The organism is Paraburkholderia sp. GAS348, assembly GCF_050434205.1.
Taxonomy (GTDB): domain Bacteria; phylum Pseudomonadota; class Gammaproteobacteria; order Burkholderiales; family Burkholderiaceae; genus Paraburkholderia.
Genome location: NZ_JBNPVT010000002.1, coordinates 375,631 through 396,936 on the forward strand (window position 1 = coordinate 375,631; position 21,306 = coordinate 396,936).

The following is a 21,306-nucleotide window of genomic DNA, read 5'->3' on the forward strand; positions in this document are numbered from 1 at the left end:
TTGCATCTTTGAGACACCGACTGCAAAGCAACGCTCATTGACCGCTAACCCAATCTGATCAATGACTTGGCTCGAATAAAATTACCCTTCGACGGGCTCGCGCCCAAAGCAGGCGTTGTACAGAATTGAAACAAAAAATCACGTTTGGCTTCGCGCTCTGCCAAGACTTTGTTCGCTGCGCCACACCAGCGCTCGTTTTACCCAAGGTTGGCACGCTCCTCGCTAAAGAGAGAACGCAACACCGCGCTACCGCAGCGAGATTCCAAAAACGACGGTGACGCATCAGGGCACACGGGGCCGTTCCTGTTCATCCCTTCGCTGCTCGCCAAGCGAGCATGTCGTCAATTAAAGGATGCGGGCATCGGAACAAAGACAGGAAACCGCGCAATGCGCGGCTTCAGCGAGGACCGATCATGTTGACACTTCAATCAGATCTGCACGGCAACCATTTGCTCGGCGCATTGCCGTCCCACGAATGGCAGGCACTTGCCCCTCATCTCGAACTGGTTCACCTGCGCACCGAGCAGTTGCTGTGCGACTCAGGTCAGCGCATCCATCACGTCTACTTCCCGACCACTGCGATCATCTCGATGCTCTCGACGATGGAAGACGGCAGCTCGGTCGAAATCGCCGCGGTCGGCCGCGAAGGCATGACCGGCGTGCCGGTGCTCACGGGTGGCGAAACGATGCCGAACCGTGTGCAGGTGCAATGTGCGGGCTTCGCCTACCGGATGAGCGCACAGGCGCTCAAGCAGCAATTCGCACGCTCCGACTTCCTGCGCCGCCTGATGCTGCTGTACATGCACGCCCTCCTCACGCAAGTCGCGCAGACCGCTGCCTGCAATCGCCATCACGCGTTGAACAAGCAACTGTGCCGCTGGCTGCTGATCGAAGTGGACCGTGTGGCGTCGAACGATCTGACGGTCACCCAGCAACTGATCGCCGACATGCTCGGCGTGCGTCGCGAAGGCATCACCGAAGCGGCCGGCAAGCTGCACGACGAAGGCCTGATTCATCACAGCCGCGGCCATATCAAGGTACTCGACCGCAAAGGTCTCGAAGCACGCGCCTGCGAATGCTACGGCCTCGTCAAACGCGAATTCGATCGCCTGCTGCCACGCCTGCGCCAGGCTGAAACCGTCGAGTAAGCAGCCCGCCCACGGCTGCATCGCTCGATCACAGGGTCAATCATCATGTTCAGGAATACTGCGCGATGTCTCGACGCACTCTTTGTGATTGCGGGCGGGCTGCTCGCGCACAGGATGCGGTTTTCGACGCCGATCGCGTTGTCGGACACCGAGCATCTCCTGATCGCCTTTAACTGTGTACTCGTCTTGCTGATGTTTCCCGGCTTCGGCGTCTATGAACCGTGGCGCGGCAAGGCGCTGCCTTCCATGCTTTTGAGAGTTGCTGCCGCGTGGCTGGTCGTGGTCGCCACCGCCCTTGTGCTGGCGTTCACCTTGCACCGCATGGACGCGCTTTCGCGGCTGTGGTTCGGTTACTCGACGCTGATCTCCGGCGCCCTGATCATCGTCACCAAGTGCCTCGTGCATGTGTCCTTGCGCAGTGTGCGGCGGCGCGGCATGAACTACCGTACGGTCGCGATCGTCGGTGCGCCCGGTTTCGCGCGTACCTTGCTCGCGCATCTCGACCATGCGCTGGTCGATGTCGTCGGTTTACCGACGCTCAATCTGAGCGCGACGCCCGTCTCGTCGCCGCAGATGTGGCCCAAGCTGATCTTCGACCGCCTGTTCGCGGCGGCCGCGCTGCTGGCGCTCGCACCCGTGTTCGTCGTGCTCGCGTCGGCATCAAGCTGAGCTCGCCGGGGCCAGTGTTCTTCCGCCAGACCCGCAAGGGCGTGGACGGCCAGCCGTTCGCGATCTACAAGTTCCGCTCGATGACCGTGCACCACGAAGCCCCCGGCCAGGTCACGCAGGCCGCACGCAACGACGCGCGCGTCACGAAGCTCGGCGGCTTCATGCGCCGCACCAGTCTCGACGAACTGCCGCAATTTCTGAACGTGCTGCTCGGCCAGATGTCGGTGGTGGGTCCGCGTCCCCATGCGCTCGAACACGACGATCTCTACAAGGATCAGGTGTACGGCTATATGAACCGTTACCGGATCAAGCCGGGCATCACCGGCTGGGCGCAGGTGAACGGTTATCGCGGCGCCACGACCAAGGTCGAAAAGATGGAGGCGCGCGTCAAGTTCGATCTCTTCTACATCGACAACTGGTCGTTCTGGTTCGACATGAAGATCGTGTTAATTACGATTTTCAAGGGTTTCGTCGGCCGCAACGCGTTCTGAGCATGCCGCTGCGGGCACCGCAGGCAGCTGAATGGCCGACTGAGCGGCAGTCGCAGCGCTCCGCACAAGGCTTGGCGCTGCGCCGTGCTTACAGGAACGCGCTGACGTCGGTATGAAAACGCAGGGCCAGCGCCTTCGCCACCTTTTTGCTGATGGCGCGCCGGCCCGCGAGAATATCGCTCACCACCGTGGGCGATGCGATACCGATCAGATCCTTTTGCTTGAGCCCGTGCGTCTCCAGCAAATGCCGCAACACCTCGCGCGGTTCCGCTTTCGGGATCGTCACGTTGCTCGCTTCCCAGCTTTCGATCAGGTCGGTGACGATCGCAAACAGATCAGCCAGCGGATCCTCACCGTTACCGTTCAGGTGATCGGAGAGCGCGTTGGCGAGCCGCACCATCTTCTGGTAGTCCTGCTCGTTGCGAATGGGTGTGATCGGTAGCTGGGTTTGCAGCGCAGCCCAGCTTTGAGCGATGTCGGGAAAGGCTCCCGGAAGGCGATCGGCATTCATGAGTTTAAACTCTTCCTCGTCCAAAGGTCGTATTTCGCATGCGTCCATACATGACGAACGAACCACGACTGCCTGTTGTAATGAATCGCCGCGATGATCCGGAACCCGTTGCCGCCAACGTTGAAAACAGTGTAGTGCGGCGGCACGTCGTCCACGCCCGCGAACGTCTGCTTCAGATCGTTATAGCCATACGCGAGGCAAGCCTGCGCCAGTGCGTACCACGCCAACAACGCACTGCGCGCCTCCGGATGTCTCTTTATAAAGTCCAGCAACTCCAACAACGCCTTCCTTGGCACGACCCGCACAGCCGCGAGCCGGATGCCGCGATCGTGCGCGTCCCTTCGGCCAAGAAGGCGGGACGGAAAACCACCGCCGAAAACCGTTCGGCATTCGCGCGGCATGCCGCCGGGGTGATCTGTCCACTCCGCCGCTCGAAACGGTCAATTGCATCGAGCATCGACACGACCATTGGGTGTGCGAAATACACACCGGCTGGATGCGCCCCGCCTGTAGATAAACACCCCACGACCGTACCGACGAGTGTATGTGCCGCATCATTTGCTGTGCGTGCGCACGCCCACATTCGACGCGCGACAGTCCGCGAATAATGATGCCCCGTTATTCGCCTCTTGCGAACGGCGCATTCAATCACGTCGCCCGGCTTCGAGCTTTCTGCGCCCGACGATGGCAGGCCGGCTGCAGGCCGGAACAAATCAATGCGGGAGAACGAGCCCGCTGAAGCGGGCTCGCATGCGGCTGCAAAAGCGCGGTGATCAGCTCTTGCTGTATTCGATCGTCTCGACGCCCGTATCCGTGCCGAGCATGCACAGATTCGCGCCGCGGCCCGCGAACAGGCCCACCGTCACCACGCCCGGCCATGCATTGATGTGCATTTCCAGCGTGCGCGGGTCGCTGATGCGCAGCCCCTTGACGTCGATGATCTCGTTGCCGTTATCGGTAATGAACGGCACACCTTCCTTGGTCACGCGCACCACCGGCACGCCGCCGAGCGCCGTAACGCGGCGGCCGATCGCGGTACGCGCCATCGGCACGACTTCGATCGGCAGCGGAAAGTTGCCGAGCGTGTCGACCAGCTTGCTCGCGTCGGCGATGCAGACGAACACGTCCGACACCGAAGCGACGATCTTCTCGCGCGTCAGCGCGCCGCCGCCGCCCTTGATCATCGCGCCGCCATGATCGATCTCATCGGCGCCGTCCACGTACACCGGCAGCGAATCGATTTCGTTCAGGTCGAGCACCTTGAAACCGTGCGACTGCAGACGCGCGGTGGTGGCGAGCGAGCTCGACACGGCGCCGCGATAGCGGGTCTTGCTGGCGGCCAGCGCGTCGATGAAACAGTTTGCGGTGGAGCCGGTGCCGACGCCGATCACGGAGCCTTCCGGCACGTTGGCGTTCACATAGTCGGCGGCGGCCTGGCCGACCAGTTGCTTGAGTTCGTCTTGGGTCATGGGGAATGCAGGCGAGCGTAAAAAACGACAAGTTTACCGGAGTCGCGAGCGAGCTTCGTTTACTTCTTCACCGAGCGCTGACGCACCGCTTCGAACAGGCACACGCCGCTCGCCACGGACACATTCAGGCTTTCGACCGTACCCGCCATCGGAATCTGCATAACCACGTCGCAGGTATCGCGCGTGAGACGCCGCATGCCCTCGCCCTCGGCGCCCATCACCAGCGCGACCGGACCGTCGAGTTCGGTCTCGTAGAGGCTTTTGGTGGCCTCGCCGGCGGTACCGACCACCCACACGCCCGCGTCCTTCAACTCACGCAGCGAGCGCGCCAGATTCGTGACGGTGATGTACGGCACGGTGTCGGCTGCGCCGCTCGCCACTTTCGCTGCCGTCGCGTTCAAACCCACCGCGCGGTCACGCGGCGCGATCACCGCATGCGCGCCGGCCGCATCGGCCACGCGCAGGCAGGCGCCGAGATTGTGCGGATCGGTCACGCCGTCCAGCACCAGAATCAACGGCGAACCGTTGATGCCGTCGAGCAGTTCAGCCAGGTTCTGCGCGAGCGGCATGTCGCCCGCGCGCGCCACCACGCCCTGGTGCCGCTCGGTATGCGAGAGGCCCCACAGACGCGTTTCGTCGGCAGCGATCAGACGCACGCCGGCTTCTTTCGCCGCATGCAGGAATTCGGTCATGCGACGGTCTTTGCGCGTCGCGTCGTAATAGACCTCTTCGACCGTCGACGCGTCGTGCCGCATGCGCGCGGTCACTGCATGGAAACCGTATAGAACCTTGAGACGTGACATGACTGAAAAACCTTTGATTGAGCGCGCCTTGAAACGCGCGCTGCTGTGATGAATACAAGCCTGCTTACTGTGTTGCTGGCGTATCTGCTTCGGTACTTGACTTGATTGCGATGAAACGAAGACCGCGCGCAACCGGTACGTCTGAACATACCCGATGCGCGCGGTTCAACCCGTCATGCGACTTCAGCGTTTCTTGCGGGCCTGCGGTTTCGATGCCGGCTTGGACGCAGCGCCGCCGTGCTTCTTCGCCGCGCCGCGTGCCGCGCGCGCTTCCTTGACGGCCGCGGTTTGCGCCGGGGCAGCCTTCTTGCGGCGGCCGCCCGCGCCGGCCGCCGCACCGCCTGCGCCGCCGTCCACCGGCGGCAACGAACGCACACGCGCCCCGCCGCTTTCACCGGATGCCTTGTCGCCAGGAGCCGGACGGCTCGCCGGCGGCTTGATCGGCGTATCGCGCACGAGGCGGAAGTCGATCTTGCGCGCATCGAGATCGACGCGGCTCACCTGCACCCGCACGCGATCCGACAGACGATAGCGAATGCCGGTGCGCTCGCCGCGCAACTCGTTCTTGATCTCGTCGTACTGGAAATAGTCCGAACCCAGTTCGGTGACGTGCACGAGGCCTTCGATAAAGAGCGAGTCGAGCTGCACGAAAATGCCGAACGACGTCACGCCGTTCACCATGCCGCCGTACTCTTCACCGAGCTTGTCGCGCATGAAGTAGCACTTGAGCCAGGCTTCGACGTCGCGCGAGGCTTCGTCCGCGCGGCGCTCGTTGGCCGAGCAATGCAGACCGAGCTCTTCCCAGATCGCCACGTTGTTGCCACGTTGGCGGCCGCGTTTTTCGTCGTCGGCTTGCTGCATCGCGCGGGCGCGCGGCGACAGCGCCGTATTCAACTCGACGCCTTGCGGCGGCTCCGGCTGATACTTGCGGCCTTGCAGGACCGCGTAGATCGCGCGGTGCGTGAGCAGGTCGGGATAGCGGCGAATCGGGCTCGTGAAGTGCGCGTACGCCTCGTACGCGAGACCGAAGTGGCCGATGTTGTCCGGACTGTAGACGGCCTGCTGCATCGAGCGCAGCAGCATGGTCTGCAGCATCTGCGCGTCCGGCCGTTCGCGGATCTGCGCCATCAGCGCGGCATAATCACTGGCGTGCGGCTTGTCGCCGCCGGCAAGCGTGAGGCCCATGCCGCGCAGGAAGGTGCGCAGATTTTCGAGCTTCTCGGCGGTCGGCCCAGCGTGCACGCGGTACAGACCCGGGTGCTTGTTGCGCTTGAGGAAGTCGGCCGCGCAGACGTTCGCGGCCAGCATGCATTCCTCGATCAGCTTGTGTGCGTCGTTGCGCGTGCGCGGAATGATCTGTTCGATCTTGCCCTGCGCATTGCAGACGATGTAAGTCTCGGTCGTATCGAAGTCGATTGCGCCGCGCTTCTGGCGTGCGGCGAACAGCGACTTGTAGACGCCATACAGATTCTGCAGTTGGGGCAGCAAGGCGGCGCGACGCGCAGCCTCCGGGCCCTTGGTGTTTTTCAGCACCGCGGCGACTTCGGTGTACGTGAGGCGCGCGGCGGAATTGATCACGCCGGGATAGAACTGATAGGCCTTCACTTCGCCACGCGCGGTGACGATCATGTCGCACACCAGCACGCAACGATCGACATGCGGATTCAGCGAGCACAGCCCGTTCGAAAGCTTTTCCGGCAGCATAGGAATCACGCGGCGCGGGAAGTACACCGAGGTGCTGCGCTCGAGCGCGTCGGCGTCGAGCCCGCTCTTCTGATGCACATAGTGCGAGACGTCCGCGATCGCGACGATCAGGCGGAAGCCTTCGCCGCGGCCGACCTGAACCGGTTCGCAATAGACTGCGTCGTCGAAGTCGCGGGCATCTTCACCGTCGATCGTGACGAGCGGCACGTCGCGCAGATCGATGCGATGACGCGCGTCGACCGGGCGCACTTCGTCAGGCAGCCTGGCGGCTTCGTCGAGCGCGGCCTCGCTGAATTCGTGCGGCACGCCGTACTTGCGCACCGCGATTTCGATTTCCATGCCGGGGTCGTCGATATCGCCGAGCACTTCCACCACGCGGCCGAGCGGCTGCGAATGACGGCTCGGGAAATCGGTCAGCTCGACCACCACCACCTGGCCGACCTTGGCCTTCTTGGTGTTCTGCGTGATCAGGATGTCGTGCCCGATGCGCTTGTCTTCAGGCGCGACGATCAGCGCGCCGTTCTCGTTGAGCAGACGGCCGATCACGCGCTTGTTGGCGCGATCCGTGACTTCGACGATATGCCCTTCCGGCCTGCCACGGCGGTCATAGCCGACAATGCGCGCGAGCACGCGATCGTTGTGCATGACCTTCTGCATTTCGCCGGTGGGCAGGAACAGATCGTCCTGGCCGTCGTCGCGAATGAGAAAACCGTAGCCGTCGCGATGGCCCTGTACGCGGCCCGCGACGAAGTTCGACGGATGGGTCAGCTGATAGAGATTGCGCTGATCGAGCCGGATCTGGCCGTCGCGCTCCATGGCGCCTAAGCGCTTGAAAAATCCTTCGCGCTCCTGGCGCTTGATCGACAGGGCTTCGGCGATGTCGTTCGCGGCAAGCGGCGCTTCACTCGTGCGCAGGACGCCCAGGATTTCTTCGCGGCTTGGAATCGGATACGGGAATTTGCTCAAGGGCTTGTCGATGATTTTTTCTCGTTGCATGGACGTCGGTCGGCGATGTGGCTCGGCTTAAGAAGCGTTTGGGTTGCGCTTAAGTTGCACTTGCGATTGCACTGGAATGACTGCTCGGGTCCGGCTCGTTCAAGTCTGAGTCCGACGGGGCGTGTGCACCGTGCCAACGAACTACTGCGAGGCATTCTAACACCCGTCTGGCGCGCCACGCGGCCCGTCAATAGTCGCTGTGAGCCGTATGCAGTCTCGCTGCGGCGATGTTTAAGTGGCCTTTGAGAAACGCTTGACAGCCCTGAATCTGTCGCTATAATGGCGTTCTTTGCTGTTCATCACCTGCCCAGGTGGCGAAATTGGTAGACGCACTAGGTTCAGGTCCTAGCGGTGGCAACACTGTGGAGGTTCGAGTCCTCTCTTGGGCACCAGATTCAAAAGTAAAGCCGCCTGATGTTTCACATAGGCGGCTTTACTTTTTGTGTGAGGCTACGTGATCCGATTCTGGTTTTTTCGATCGGAATACGTGGTTGGCAGGACGGTTGGGTCGACGTGAGTTGGCAGTTGTCGAGCAGTGGAGTTTTGCTCTGCTGCATGGCACAACCGGGCGGTTGATGAAGCGATCGTTTGTTTGCATGTAGGGATTGACACGCTGCATCATCACGCTAAAATAGCGGTCTAGCTTGAAGACGTGCCCAGGTGGCGGAATTGGTAGACGCACTAGGTTCAGGTCCTAGCGGTGGCAACACCGTGGAGGTTCGAGTCCTCTCCTGGGCACCAACAGCTGTTCCGGCGCAAGCCGAAGTAGTCCGAGAAACCCCGTAAGATCAACGTCTTACGGGGTTTTTTGTTCTCTACAGATCCCTTGCGTTCCACTGACATCGACGATTTTTGCGTATACTGTTGCGTATACCAGATTCGAGGGCAAACCCATGCCCAGACGCGTCGAACCGAAGTCAGAGTTGGTGTTCCGAGCCGCCAAAGCGCGCGCGCGTTCCTACCTTCTCGCGGATGGAAACGGACTCGCCCTGAGGATCCAGCCGAACGGCACCAAAACCTGGCTGTTCCGCTATCGACGACCGAGCACGGGCAAGGAGAACTTCCACAGCCTCGGCCCCTACCCCGATATCACGCTCACTGATGCGCGACGGTCAGCCACTACCGCACGCAATCTCGTACGCGAAGGCATCGATCCGGTTGCATATCGCCAGGCCGAATCCATCGCCCGCAAACGCGTGGCCGAAGGCGCTTTCCATCTCGTGGCCCAGCGCTGGCTCGACTTCAAACGCAGGGAATGGGCGGACGAAACCTACCGGAAGGCAGAGTTTGTCGTGCGCGAATACCTGACTCCCGCACTCCGCAACAAGCCCATTTCGACGCTTGCCACGCCAGAGGTCAAGCCCGTACTCGAAGCAATTGCAGCTCATGCGCCTAACCTCGCGACCAAGGCACGGCAGTATGTCGGTGGCATCGTGACGTACGCCGTCCAGAACGGGTTGCGCGAAGATGGCGCCGCCTTGACACTGCGCGGCGTTGTGCCTCGCCACAGGAAGGGCCATATACCAGCGATCACCAGGCCTGCGGACATTGCTCCGCTCGTTCTTGCTATCGATGCCTACAGGTCGCCCATTACCCGCGCCGCCCTCAAGCTCACCATGCTGACCGGCCTTCGCCCCGGCGTGGTTGCAGCGGTGCCGTGGACCGAGGTGAACCTCGAGACAGCTGAATGGCATGTTGCAGCCGAGCGGATGAAAATGCGGCACGATCACATCGTGCCATTGCCGAAGCAGGCCATCGCCGTCCTGAACGAGTTGCAGTCACTTACCGGTAAGGGGCACTATGTCTTTCCGTCCCCTGCCCGTCAAAAGACCCCTCATTTACATCGAGATGCATTGAGCAAAGCACTGCGAGAGATGGGCTTTCAAGGAAAACACGCGACACACGGTTTCCGGGGCATGCTTCGTACGGTCGGACGAGAACGACTCGGAATGGATATCGACGTTCTGGAAGCGCAACTGGCACACGCCAAACGTGGCGATGTGCAAAAGGCCTACGATAGAACAACGTTTGACGATGATCGTCGCAGGGTCATGCAGGAGTGGGCCGACTATATTGATCGGTTAAGCACGTCAACGACGGCGGCTGGATCAAGCAGGCGACCCTGAGCACCATACCCACTCAAATGTCAATCGGCGGACGGGAGCCTTGTTGCGACGGCGTTTCCGTGCAGTCTGGCAACGACGATCCCGTCCACGATACCGATAAATCCAGTCGGCTGTTGTCGGCTTTGGATAGCGTGCATTGGAGCATCAACGCGCACCTTCTATGAATGATCGCCAACGCGCGATATCTCAAGACGATTCCTGTCGAGGTACCGTCGCCGCTACCGTCAAACTCAATCCGGCGCGATCCAGGCGGAGCCCGCAAATGCCATCGACCTTAACTCTGGCTGCACCCTCGTCCCAGACAGTGTGCAACATGTGCTGCTACCGTTGTGGAAGGAACACAGTGGCCTGCTTCACGCGTACTTCCAAGGCGCATAGAAGCCTGTGAACCTCTGCCCCGCGTGGCTGCGAAATGTTCGTCCCTGTACCGCTGCATGGCATCGGCCATTGTCTACCCTGCATGAATGTCTGCATCAGCCGGAGCTGGCTTGCCAACCTGCCTGGGTGATTCAGCAAGCAAGGCGAGTGCCATATCGAAATATTGGCGGCCTCCCCATAGGTGGCAATCGCCAATGACGTACAAATAGCTTTTCGCGCGAGTAACTGCCACGTTGAGCAGGTTCGGAGCTGCCGCGGCCCAATCTATCGCTCCAGTCTGTTCCACATCACAACCTAGCACGAAGAAAACCACTTCGCTTTCCTTGCCCTGGAACGTGTGGACCGTGCCGACCCGCTTCTTTACCCAATCACCCAGCTTGTCCGGCGCACGCCTTCCCGTTCCTGACAGCGCGGCACGCCACGCGTCATGATCACCCAGAAGTGCAATCAATCCCTGCTTGACCTGCCTGAACGGCGTGATGACGAAGGCATCAGGTAGTTGCGGCCGCTCCGCATCCGTCAGATCCGGTGCTTCGATGTACAGCCTGACCAGCGCTTCGAATACGTGCTGTCCTTGCGCAACGATGTACTTCGTTCCATCACGGCTATCACCGGCTACATGCCACCATGCGCTATGACCAAGAACGCCATGCGCGGAGGGTTTGCCCTTCTTCGCGTGCTTCATTCTTCCATCATAGGCAATTGCATTGGCAATCTCGAACATTGGGGTCGCGCAGCGCCGGTGCATGACGAGTGGAATACCGATGAACTGATCGCGCTCGAGCGGATGTCGCACACCGTGTGGATAGCACCGGTCAGCCAGCGTCTGCACGGAGTGTACGTCCACCGCATAACGTGGACGCCGCTCCTGCAGCCAATACTCGCCGAGGCCCATCAACAGGCGCGTAGACTGCGTAACTACCGGCTCGATCTGGAGAGGATCTCCCACCACAACCACGCGTCGGGCACGCATGATCGCGCCAACGGCCGCCTGCGGTACCGCCTGCCCAGCTTCATCGACAATCAGCCAACCCAGATCCTCCGGCCCGATCCCAGCGAACTGTCGCCGGAAAGACGCGAAGGTACTCGACACTACGGGCACCAGCATGAAGAACCATTGCCACAGGACCTTGCGCGCTTCGCCAACTGGAGGTCGTGAAAGCATCCTCGACAGCGCGAAGATCAGGTCTTTTGTCTGGGCCTCGTGGAAGAAGGCCTCGTGCAACGCCATGGCTGCAGAAAAAAGCTCGTTGCGCAGACCATTCAGATTATCGCTCTGCCAGAAAGCTCGGGCCTGGCAAGTCTCCTCTGCAAGCTCAGTGCCCTGCCATACAGTCACACCCGTCTGCTCAAGCAGCGACCTTACGGTCCGCAGTCTGTCGCATACGACTCGAAGGGAGAAGGCAGCTTCCGCCGTCTCGCACCATCGTCGATACAGATCGGGGCGGAACCATCTGGATAACCAACGCATAAAGGACGGACCAAGACGTCGCTCAATCAGCTCGGTCTCCCTTTCCAGCTCTCGCATCAGCCGGTCCAGGCGATCCAGCGTCGCTTCATCCGTATCCGGACGAAGCAGATCGGGACAGCGCTGTGTTACGTTTGCCCACTTTGCGTCCAGCTCGTTCAACGCAGCATCGAGCGCTTCGAGGCGCCCATGCTCCGCCTGCCAAGCCGCATGCGCGGTGTTGAAGCGTTCCTGCATCGCGCGAAATCCCGGACGTGCGCCACGCGTTTTTGCACGGTACCGCCAGTAGGTCATCGCGCCCACTGCATCCCAGCTCGGGAAATCGACTTCACCGTTCGGCAGAAACCGGTCCGGCCGATCATCCGGTTTTACAGCACGGTTCGAAAACACATCACCAAAACGGGTGCGGTTGGCCCGCTTGCCTAGCGCAGCCGAAACCAGCCCCCAAACTGGCTCTTCGGGCGCCTTCCATGCCCTCGTCGCATGGCTGCCTGCGTAGCGCGTTGCGATAGGTTTGAAGTAGCCCAGCGTTTCGCGTTGTGCGGAATCGAGGTGCCGACTCTGCGGCAATTCGAGTGAGAGATTTTCCACCGCGCCGTTGTTGCTGGAGGCCACTACGACCTCGAAGCCCGTTAGCATGGGCGACAGAACCGGGAAAGTATGAGATTTACCGCCCGCGAAGACTGCTTCGATGGTCTCGCCGGATAAGCCCGCTTTGACACCATCGAGCGACGCTAGCACCTTCGCCCGCTCAACCACGAGATGAGCAATGAAATCTCGCAGCAGCGTGGTCTTCCCGGTGCCCGGTGGCCCGTTTACCGCGACGATTTCGCCCTCACCCAACGTCTTCATCCTGTTCAGCGCGTATTGCTGCATCAGCGCCTGAAAATGACCAACGGGAGATGGCCAACGCCCGCCGATTCCGTTGCGAGGCCGCAGCGTTTCAAGAATGGTCCGCTGGCCATCGGGCGCGTCCAGATCGAGCTTCGAAGCGTCCTGCAGGGAGAGATAAGTCTTCAGCGCGCGCGGGACACGCGGTCCGTCCAGCTCGCGCTGCGCCTGCATCAGATCATGCACGTAGAAGCTGTTCAGGATCGGCAGGTCTCGTTTTTCATCCTCTTCCTGCTGCTCCTTGGACGATGCATCGGTGGATTGCGCGGCGGTGATGCTCTCATCCTTAGGTCGCGTCTGCGCCTCTGCCGCTTGCGCTCTCACTGGCGATATAACCATCCAAGCGAGGCCATCGCTGAGTGGAGTGTAGCGTGCCCATTCATGGAGTCGCCGTACCATCGCGACCAATTGCTTCGCATCAAAGGGTTGGTCTTCTGCCACAAGCGTCGTCAGATCCTCCCTCAGGGCGATCAGGCTTGCTTCAAACGCATCCGCACACAGCTCTTCCAACGCTCCACTTTGCAGGCGCCCCAATGCCCACGGCAAAGCCGACACGCTCAGGCTATCGGCATTGACCCGTCCGCTATGTCCCAGCTTTACTTTCGCGAAGCACGTTAAACCCTCGGGAGCCATTTCGTCATCGCGAATCTGGTCGATCACAGAACGTGCTTTCGACTTCGCCGCTACAGTGTGCTCGACCACGGACGTGGCCTGCACTACGTCAAATGGAACCAAGTACAAGTCACCCGACTGTCCGGACACCTCGTCCCAACCATGAATCAACCCAGTGCTCGTCGACCGGACGCAAACCGTTTTCCGATTAGCGTCTCTGGCCTCCTCGAGTTGATCATCAAGGCTGTAGCTGTTGAAGAATTCGACGCTGTGCCAGTAGTCGAGGATCCGGGATATCTTTTGAATCGTCACAATAGGATACGCAATATTGCCAAGAAGAGCCTAGATTAATCAATACCAGGTCCAAGACCGACGTAGCTGATCAAGTAGCATTGCCGAGACCAAGTTTGCATCTGGGCCATTGGTCGAGTGAGTGCACGCGCACGAATTCCGTGGGCACAGGATACCGTGGAAAGCGCATCCACCAATAGATGTCTCGACATACGTACGCCTTCAGGAATCTTTGCGGATCGCTGATAGTGGAATCTGGCCAACCCAATAGCGTTCATAGCTCGTCGGTCCTTGCTTGCAAAAACGCACGACGCCCTTCAATCTTCGCGAACTGCGCTCGGTCGGGTGGTACGCCAAAAATCCGCTCCCGCAGCCTACGCGCATCCTTGAGACAGAACGGCGGCTGGTTGTACTTGCATTCCACGCTAAGCCAGGTATTAGTCTCCGGCCAGTACGCGAGCACGTCGAAGTCGCCAACGTCGACAAAGCCACCGTTGGGAAAGCGGCGCATAAAATCAACACCTGGAGCGACAAACTTGGTCGTTCGTGTGTTGATTTGCACGGAATCCTGACCCACCTTAGGGTGGTGTGGCAGAAGCAAGGAGCTGAATGCGGTCCTAGGCGCAATCCCTGGAGGGTCAACGGGCATTGTCGGGGACCACCGGGCCCGCCAAAGAAGCTTCGTGGGAGGCAAATCAATGAAGACTCCCAGTGCGCCTGGCATGCCCGGCGTCATCTCGCGGGTGCCGACGCGCGCGACACCCTGTGCAAGTTCGATGAGGAGCCAGGATCAGGCTGTCTGGCAGATGGGCAACTCGATAGGCTTCAGCGAGAATGACCTGAGCGCATCGCGCGCGTGACACCAACCACGGAGGCGTGGCCTTTTGGCTGCCGCACCAAAATGGCCTCGCCGAATGCGTCATCACCATCGCGGCACCGGAAGCGTATTTCTGGCTAGCGCCGGATGCCACGGGCGCCCAGAGCCTTAAGACTTTCTTTAGCGGTTACGGCCGCATCCGCGCGACCGACGAGCGCAGAGCTGCGCGCACGCAGCGCAGCCCGACTCGAACTGAATCCAAGTGATTTCGCGCAGACTTGACACCGACGACGCGTACCGGCGAGCGCACGTCGCCAGAACCGCTTTGGGTAGCACCCAATTCTTGCGCGTCATACCGCTTCGCGACGCGCTTGACCGCCGCCCTTTCGAGGAGCCCCTCGCATCGACCATCTGCAACCTACTTCTTTAGATTTGCGAGCAGGCCATACTGGCGTTCGATGTCCCCCGCGACAGCGTATCCATGGCCGGCAATCGCATCAAAAACGTCAACCTTCATCCTGGAGAGATTCGTCGGGAAATTGCGTACGAACGTAGCATTTGCCTGGTCTCCGCCGCGAATCTTCGCCCCGATGTAGGTATAGGCGCCGGCACTGCCCGATCCCTCGAGGTAGCTAACAAATGAACGCACCCGTAACGTCCGCGATTGCTCCGACATGATATCGGCGAGGCGCTTCGCCCGAAACAAGCTGAAGAAGGGTGCGCGCCCGTCGGCAAGTGGAGCGCCTGCGTCCGAAACGTAGATGACGGTCCCAGCAATTTTTGGCTGCTGTTTGCCAACATCGAAATACGGCTCAAGTCCCAGATTGTCGTAGACGCCGCCGTCATAAAGGTGCAGGTTCTTGTAGGGCAACGTCACCGGTTCCGCTGGCTTACCGGCATCCCATTCCTTTCGGCGCATCCATGAGAATGCTCCGGTCTTGATGGAGAGCGGCCCGATCAGTCCCGGAAAGGCCGCCGATACCGCCATCGCACTCGATAGCGCGAACTCGCCGCCGGGAGCGTAGCCGGACTTCCAGTCCCCGATCGAGTCTCGCTTAAACCGGAATCGTCGCCCGGTCTCAGCGGTCGTCCCGTTGATCGACCATTCCGGACGCGTTGGCAGGTCTTTGAGGCACTGCGTAACGCCCCAGCCCCGTAGCGATTTCGCGATCAGATTCGCCCGGGACAACACATAGCGCCAGTTTTCTGGAAGCAACAGTTTGCATATCGCGTCGAAGGCGAGGCTACGTCGGCTCATCTGAGTACGCAGCGGTTCGTACACCTGCTCAACGAAGCCTGCGGACGATGGCCAGTTCATGTTGCACTGGTTAAAGATAAGTCCCACCAGCAGGCTGCCGCCGGACACAGTCGAAACCCGCGAAACGCGCTCCAACATACCCTGCTCTGCCAGGTACCGCAGTACACCGAGATGGAATGCCATCGCACGTGCCCCTCCGCCTGACAGTGCCAGCGCGATTTCGAGCTGACCGATTTCAGGGGCCTCGATACCTTGTGACGTCATACCCTTTGCGAGCGCGGCCTCATTGTTGACTGTCGCCCGAAACGAAGTCAGTTCCGGCGCAATACGATCGCTATCCATATGATGTCCCCGGCGAGCGCTCTACCTGACTTAAGCGTCGAGCGTGTATTCCACTTCTACTTCGAGGGTGCCGATATAGTTGGGGAACGTGGTCCTCGATTCGTTATTGAGCTTGCTCGGCCCAACGTATGTCGAATTGGAAACGTAAAAGTGCACCTTACCTTCGACGCACTCCATGATGATGTCGCCGGCACGGTTCTGGGTGATTTTCTGGTAGCCCGTGTAATAGTTCAAATGCCGCGAGGGAGCCTCGCCGATCACGATGATCTGCGGATCCAATTTCTCAAGCCACGAGTCAGGAATTTTTCCTGACTCTCGACCGTGATGTGAAGCGAAAACGATTGTGGTTTTCTCGAGCTTGATGTGATCCTCGATCTTTTCCATGAACTCCGTTTCGAGGTCACCCAACCACATCACACTTGCTCCGTTCTCAAGCTTGTATCGAATGACGGCCGACGTATTGTTATAGGAGTCACCCACTTCGCAGTCTGCCAGCGCCTCCTTAAAATCGGCGTTGTTGGTATCCGGCCACAGGACGCTGATGCCCGACGTGTCGCGCGTATCGTCGCCAAGATTCATCCACTTTCGCTTACAGCCTTTGTGGATATAGAACGCCTTGTCCGCGTCGTCTCGAAGCTCGCAATAGCGCGTGAACGAGTCCGTGTCCGTATCCTTGACGGCTTGATTCTTGACGACGTAGAAATTCCGGATGGGCATTTCATCATCGAGCAGTTCGATTCCCCCAAAGTGATCCTGGTCCGGGTGGGTACAGATGAAGCGAGTGATGCTCTTGCTGGCCGACTCTTTTTTCAGCTCGGCGACGATTGCGTCCTTGTTCTCATCAGTCAGATTGCAGTCGATAATCGTGAAGTTATCGCTGTTGTGCTTGATGTAGAACATGTCGCCGTTTCCCACGGAGAAACTCTTGACAATAGACATGCGCAGCTCCGGTGTCAGGTGCGAGCCCTTGTTATCAACGGACGCACGCATTCGGGTGAATTGGGCGCGAACAGGTTCTGCGCCGCCAAGTCATGTTGGTTCGGTTATCCGCTACCTGCCGGAAGCGCCCTGAATTTAGCGCCACATCAAGCAGCGTCAACTTTTGGGAGGCTTTAAGCCGACTTTCCGTTAGCCTCTCATGCCGGGACTGCTAGCACTATATGTGGTGCCATACCGGCGGTCAATACACTATATGTGGAAATTGTGCAACTTCAGTGGAGCCGGGATCGGAAATTGCACTTGCGTTTCTTGCCCGGCCGTGCCACGCGCAATACCGCGCCGTCGGGCAAGGTCGCAGCCGAATACGGATTAGCCCAGTCAGCTGTTCGCTTGCGACCGACATGCCGCCACTGCGACAACTACGAATTCGTGATCTATCCGATGATCCCGTCGGCGAAGCTATGCCTGAAACGGCCGATTGAAGGGGTGCGCCTATCCATCGCGAAACCAGCAGGCCCCCTAGTCCACTCTAAAATCTCAAGCCCCTTCGAGCCCATCGATCTCGTGCGACCGTCATCTCAACGACCGGCCAGTAACCATGCGGGCAAGCAACTCGGTGCGACAAGCACCACCAATACCGGGTGTACGATACCCAAGACGATCCGAATGTCATCAAACATCCCAAGATGAATAACGAAGAAAACAATTCAATCGAAGACCTGCCGGATTACGCCGCCTTGAAGAAGTTCGCGTCGGCACTGTGGCAACTTGACAATGCATTCCACGGCGCGGCCGTTATGGTTGGCGCTGGCTTCAGCCGGGGCGCCGCGACGACAGGAGATGCTGACAAGAAACTCTCGCTCTGGGGCGACTTTTCGAGACTTCTGGCCGGCGAACTCAAAGAGAGCGCCGCCATGGATCCCCTCCGTCTCGCGGAAGTGTATTCGGCCTACTTCGGAAAGCAGAACCTGCACGACCTCATCACGAAGGAAATCAACGACCTTGGGTGGACGCCAGGCCCACTCTACAAGTCCCTTCTTGAGCTGCCGTGGTCCGAGGTATTGACGACCAACTGGGACACATTGCTTGAACGCGCGGCGCAAGACGTACATACACAGGTCTACAATGTCGTTCGTCGTCAGGAGGAACTTTCGAGTGCGCGCTCACCCCGGATAGTGAAACTGCATGGCACGGTCAACATCACCGACGAGCTGGTGTTCACGCAAGAGGACTACCGGAGATACCCCGAGCAATATGCAACCTTCGTCAACTTCGCGCGTCAGGTGTTTGTCGAAAACGAGTTGTGCCTGCTCGGATTCTCGGGTGATGACCCAAATTTTCTGCAATGGGCAGGATGGGTACGCGACCGGCTGACAACACATGTACGTCGCATATACCTTGCAGGACCGCTGAGGCTTACTTCAGCAAAGCGCAAATATCTGGAGTCCATCAACATTGCGCCCATCGACCTTGCCGAGCTCGTTGATGATTATGACGACCGGGATATCCAGCACGTCAAGGCAACTGAATTGTTTCTGGACGCATTGAAGCGGCTCGAACCGAAGTCCGCCTCGGAATGGGAGCCAATCAATCTTCATCGGACGGGGACGTCTGCGGAGGACGCTTCACGTGCCATTCGCGACGCCGAGTACGGCGCCTCTTTGCTAAAACAGCAGCTTCCCACACTTGAGGCAGACCGAAAGTCCTATCCCGGATGGCTGGTATGCCCCTCATCTGTGCGTTTCCAGATTGGGGCGCAAATCAGTGATCCTTTTCCGAACGTACACAACATCGCGAAGCTCGAGCCGGACGACAGGGCGAGGCTCCTGTATGAAATCGCATGGCGTCGCAGTGTGACATTCGAGGTCACCTTGCCTTGGATCGCAAAAGAACTGCTCAAGGTATGTGATCCAGCCGAACCAAACGGGCTGACAATAAGGCAGCAGATGGAGATTGCCCTCAAGCTGCTTAAAGATACGCGGTGGTTTGACAGCGAAGAATCAACAGCGATAGAAGAAAAGACCACCGCCATATTGCAGGCCAACGCGCGACACTGGCCCGCGATCACATCAGAGCTCAGCTTCCATCGCGCAATCGCCGCCCGCGATCGCCTTGACTACGCCTCAGTCGAAAAATTTGCTGACGATATTGTTGCTACTGACCCCGTATGGAAAATGCGGAAAGCTTCACTCCTGGCCGATGTCAATCGCTTCGAGGAAGGGGAGCAGCTGCTCGCTGAAGCGTATAGCGAATTACTGTCTCAGCACAGAAACGACAGAAACTCCATCCACGTATTCTCGCGGCTGGCATGGGCTCATTGGCTCCTTCGCGGAACCCAGATGTCAAAGGGCAGCGTCCCTTTCGAGCGCTTCCCATCGATTTACAACGATGCAAGGTGTAGTCCGGCAGACGTCGTTGATGACATAAAGGAACGAATCGCCAAAGAGCTTGATGAGCAGAACGAGAGAAACCAGATAGACGCGGCATTCGAGCCCGGCATGTTCAAGGACAATTCGGGCGTCGTTACGATCAACCGGGACCTTCACCCCCTGCTTTTGCTTGAAGGCGTGTCGCTTAGCGCCGGCATGCCACTGCGGTGGAATGGCGTCGGATTTCTGGCTGCCCCCGCGTCCACGATGACGCGCCTTGACGACCTCGAAGATATTTACAAAATCCCGCTTTCGATCCGCGCTGCGAACAGCGATACGTCGGATTCGCTGAAGAGAACCTTCTCTCGTATCCGAATGGCCTGCATCCCCTCGAAAGAAGCAGAGCAGCTCCGACGTCAGTGCATGCAGGCTGTTCGATATTGGGTTAGCAAGGTAACGAAGCGAGGTGGGTCAAGCTCCATCTCGCGCTTGCGGGTGCTTGCAGAAGTTCTGGCACGCGTATCAATACGGGCGACGCCCACCGACGCCATGGACATATTCCGGCTAGCCATGGAGCTCGGCAAAACAAAAGAACTGCGCCACCATTGGCTATTCGACGTACTGGAGCATCTGGTTGAATATACCTTGGGCAGCGTTCCTGCTGAACGACACCGGGACCTGCTGCTGGACGCCCTACTTTTCCCGCTTCACGCCGAGATCGATGGCCCGTCATTCAAGGAATGGCCCAATCCTGTCGTCTCCTTTCCCGGGAAACGAACCCCCAACGCGGCGCTTGACAGGCGAATTGATGAAGTCATCGAGCGTATTACCCCCTGCTCCGTGACAAGCCGCCCCGCGTTAGAGCGACTCCTGCCTCTGGTCGAGCACAATTTTCTTTTGGAAGCGGAGTTACAGAAAATTGCCGGTTCAATCTGGCCAGGTGGCGCGGAAGCTGAGGCCCTACCGACGACCGGCCTTTCTCTATACGTTTTGCTAAAGTTGCCGTCACCGAACCCGGACGTTACCGGGGCACGCATCAGACAGGCTCTCTTCGGAATTACCGACGATAGATTGTTTGAGCCTGCGCTGCTCGCAGCAATTGCAAATGCGGCAATCGACAAAGCCGTACGGGAACGTCCCACTGCAAAGCAGGCAATGGCGTATTTCGACAAGCTCGTTCAGTGGCGCCCCGAACCCGTAACCAGCGACGAGATGGGGCTTGCCAGCCGTGACAGGAAACAGCGCGGCGTTCTCATTGGCCAGGTGCTATCGCGCTCCATCGTACCGGCTCTCGACAGTAACGCCTTGAGCGAGGAGCGCTTCGAACGCCTTTACTCATTCTACTCAAAGGTCGGAGCATTTTCGGCCCTGATCGGGCTTACATACTTTTATCAATGCGCGGCGAATCTGAAAGAGAAAATCGAGGCCGAAATCCGGCACGGACTTCACGACCGCGAGGCCAATGTTGTCGCCTACGCCTCACATGCTCTTCTGACGTGGCGAGAAATTGCCGGACCAGACAGCTGCACGAATCTGATTCGCCATATGATCTACGTGCTCGCCTCCGGCAGGTCCGCCGGTTTGGCCGCACTGCTGTGGACCGCGCGACAGATGCACAACAACGGTTGGCTCGACACGCAAGAGATAGCGGTTTTGACTGACAGCATCCCTGTGCTGTTTGAGGAGAGGGACTATGCTGGCATACAGTATGGGAGCCGCGAAGCGGTTAGCGCATCGTCCGTTCGCGCCGCGTGTGTCCGACTGGCGCGGGATATCTTAGAGCGAAGCGAGAAGCCCGACGACGGCCTTCTCATAATTCTGGAATCCGCGCGAGACGATCCTCTGCCCGAGGTGCGATTCGCAAAGTCTAACGACGACGATTGACAGAACACTTAAGAAGTGTGAGCCAGGGAGGCACAGTAGCACGAGCAACGTCAAATCCTGGCGTGTGATTTCGGGTCAGTCGGTCATGCTGTTGTTCGCGCAGTGTCCGACTCGATAAGCGGCGAAACCCGTATAGTTCG

13 protein-coding genes, 2 tRNA genes and 2 pseudogenes are annotated in these 21,306 nt (G+C 59.3%); 7 read left to right on the forward strand and 10 right to left on the reverse strand.

Features of this window, described 5'->3' with window-relative positions; translation table 11 throughout:
• Positions 1-413: 413 nt before the first annotated feature.
• Both P3T22_RS04685 and P3T22_RS04690 read left to right on the forward strand, forming a co-directional pair.
• Entirely contained in the window at positions 414-1,148 is a 735-nt protein-coding gene (locus P3T22_RS04685; protein WP_006048767.1) for a Crp/Fnr family transcriptional regulator, read from the forward strand.
• Between the two features lie 45 nt (positions 1,149-1,193).
• Positions 1,194-2,308 (forward strand): annotated as a pseudogene (locus P3T22_RS04690) (exopolysaccharide biosynthesis polyprenyl glycosylphosphotransferase).
• Positions 2,309-2,396: 88 nt separating this feature from the next.
• Here P3T22_RS04690 and P3T22_RS04695 read toward each other — a convergent pair.
• The 6 genes and pseudogenes from P3T22_RS04695 to rnr form a co-directional block, all read right to left on the reverse strand.
• Positions 2,397-2,819, reverse strand: a complete 423-nt coding sequence (locus P3T22_RS04695) for a helix-turn-helix domain-containing protein (RefSeq protein WP_063496377.1) — start codon at positions 2,817-2,819, stop codon at positions 2,397-2,399.
• On the reverse strand, positions 2,816-3,097 hold the full coding sequence (locus P3T22_RS04700) for a type II toxin-antitoxin system HigB family toxin (RefSeq protein WP_429324331.1): 282 nt from the start codon (positions 3,095-3,097) through the stop codon (positions 2,816-2,818). Before P3T22_RS04700 ends, P3T22_RS04695 begins: the two co-directional genes overlap by 4 nt.
• A 29-nt stretch (positions 3,098-3,126) precedes the next feature.
• Positions 3,127-3,327 (reverse strand): annotated as a pseudogene (locus P3T22_RS04705) (glycosyltransferase family 4 protein); the annotation flags it as partial.
• Between the two features lie 265 nt (positions 3,328-3,592).
• Complete coding sequence (gene rpiA / locus P3T22_RS04710; RefSeq protein WP_063497972.1) at positions 3,593-4,288, reverse strand: ribose-5-phosphate isomerase RpiA; 696 nt, start codon at positions 4,286-4,288, stop codon at positions 3,593-3,595.
• Between the two features lie 59 nt (positions 4,289-4,347).
• Complete coding sequence (rlmB, locus tag P3T22_RS04715) at positions 4,348-5,091, reverse strand: 23S rRNA (guanosine(2251)-2'-O)-methyltransferase RlmB (RefSeq protein WP_429324332.1); 744 nt, start codon at positions 5,089-5,091, stop codon at positions 4,348-4,350.
• A 183-nt stretch (positions 5,092-5,274) separates the two neighbouring features.
• The gene (gene rnr, locus P3T22_RS04720) at positions 5,275-7,791 is read right to left on the reverse strand and encodes a ribonuclease R (protein ID WP_063496381.1); all 2,517 of its coding nucleotides are present in this window, start codon (positions 7,789-7,791) and stop codon (positions 5,275-5,277) included.
• A 305-nt stretch (positions 7,792-8,096) separates the two neighbouring features.
• On the opposite strand from rnr, the gene P3T22_RS04725 reads away from it, so the two are divergent.
• The 3 genes from P3T22_RS04725 (at position 8,097) to P3T22_RS04735 (ending at position 9,917) form a co-directional block, all read left to right on the forward strand.
• A tRNA-Leu gene (locus P3T22_RS04725) sits at positions 8,097-8,183 on the forward strand.
• A gap of 262 nt (positions 8,184-8,445) precedes the next feature.
• Positions 8,446-8,532, forward strand: a tRNA-Leu gene (locus tag P3T22_RS04730).
• Positions 8,533-8,684: 152 nt separating this feature from the next.
• Positions 8,685-9,917 carry a tyrosine-type recombinase/integrase gene (locus tag P3T22_RS04735; RefSeq protein WP_083083565.1) on the forward strand — a complete coding sequence of 411 codons (1,233 nt, stop codon included), beginning with the start codon at positions 8,685-8,687 and terminating at the stop codon, positions 9,915-9,917.
• A 451-nt stretch (positions 9,918-10,368) separates the two neighbouring features.
• Here the strand turns inward: P3T22_RS04735 and P3T22_RS04740 are convergent, their stop codons facing one another.
• The gene (locus P3T22_RS04740; protein WP_429324333.1) at positions 10,369-13,578 is read right to left on the reverse strand and encodes a DEAD/DEAH box helicase; all 3,210 of its coding nucleotides are present in this window, start codon (positions 13,576-13,578) and stop codon (positions 10,369-10,371) included.
• A 253-nt stretch (positions 13,579-13,831) separates the two neighbouring features.
• Entirely contained in the window at positions 13,832-14,119 is a 288-nt protein-coding gene (locus tag P3T22_RS04745) for a hypothetical protein (protein ID WP_429324334.1), read from the reverse strand.
• A gap of 136 nt (positions 14,120-14,255) precedes the next feature.
• Between P3T22_RS04745 and P3T22_RS04750 the strand changes: the two genes are divergently transcribed.
• On the forward strand, positions 14,256-14,417 hold the full coding sequence (locus tag P3T22_RS04750; protein WP_429324335.1) for a hypothetical protein: 162 nt from the start codon (positions 14,256-14,258) through the stop codon (positions 14,415-14,417).
• 375 nt (positions 14,418-14,792) lie between these two features.
• Here the strand turns inward: P3T22_RS04750 and P3T22_RS04755 are convergent, their stop codons facing one another.
• Together P3T22_RS04755 and P3T22_RS04760 are read right to left on the reverse strand one after the other, a co-directional pair.
• The gene (locus P3T22_RS04755) at positions 14,793-15,974 is read right to left on the reverse strand and encodes a patatin-like phospholipase family protein (RefSeq protein ID WP_429324336.1); all 1,182 of its coding nucleotides are present in this window, start codon (positions 15,972-15,974) and stop codon (positions 14,793-14,795) included.
• A 30-nt stretch (positions 15,975-16,004) separates the two neighbouring features.
• Positions 16,005-16,874 (reverse strand): hypothetical protein, encoded by an 870-nt coding sequence (locus P3T22_RS04760; RefSeq protein ID WP_429324337.1) that lies wholly within the window; start codon positions 16,872-16,874, stop codon positions 16,005-16,007.
• Between the two features lie 680 nt (positions 16,875-17,554).
• Here P3T22_RS04760 and P3T22_RS04765 point away from each other — a divergent pair.
• On the forward strand, positions 17,555-21,166 hold the full coding sequence (locus tag P3T22_RS04765; protein WP_429324338.1) for an SIR2 family NAD-dependent protein deacylase: 3,612 nt from the start codon (positions 17,555-17,557) through the stop codon (positions 21,164-21,166).
• The last annotated feature ends 140 nt before the right edge of the window (positions 21,167-21,306 follow it).

Excerpts from the sequence above, each read along its gene's own strand:
- P3T22_RS04685 (WP_006048767.1), top strand. The coding sequence starts at position 414 with ATGTTGACACTTCAATCAGATCTGCACGGCAACCATTTGCTCGGCGCA.
- rnr (WP_063496381.1), bottom strand. The coding sequence starts at position 7,791 with ATGCAACGAGAAAAAATCATCGACAAGCCCTTGAGCAAATTCCCGTAT.
- rpiA (WP_063497972.1), bottom strand. The coding sequence starts at position 4,288 with ATGACCCAAGACGAACTCAAGCAACTGGTCGGCCAGGCCGCCGCCGAC.
- P3T22_RS04760 (WP_429324337.1), bottom strand. The coding sequence starts at position 16,874 with ATGTTCTACATCAAGCACAACAGCGATAACTTCACGATTATCGACTGC.
- P3T22_RS04695 (WP_063496377.1), bottom strand. The coding sequence starts at position 2,819 with ATGAATGCCGATCGCCTTCCGGGAGCCTTTCCCGACATCGCTCAAAGC.
- P3T22_RS04755 (WP_429324336.1), bottom strand. The coding sequence starts at position 15,974 with ATGGATAGCGATCGTATTGCGCCGGAACTGACTTCGTTTCGGGCGACA.
- rlmB (WP_429324332.1), bottom strand. The coding sequence starts at position 5,091 with ATGTCACGTCTCAAGGTTCTATACGGTTTCCATGCAGTGACCGCGCGC.
- P3T22_RS04750 (WP_429324335.1), top strand. The coding sequence starts at position 14,256 with ATGAAGACTCCCAGTGCGCCTGGCATGCCCGGCGTCATCTCGCGGGTG.
- P3T22_RS04735 (WP_083083565.1), top strand. The coding sequence starts at position 8,685 with ATGCCCAGACGCGTCGAACCGAAGTCAGAGTTGGTGTTCCGAGCCGCC.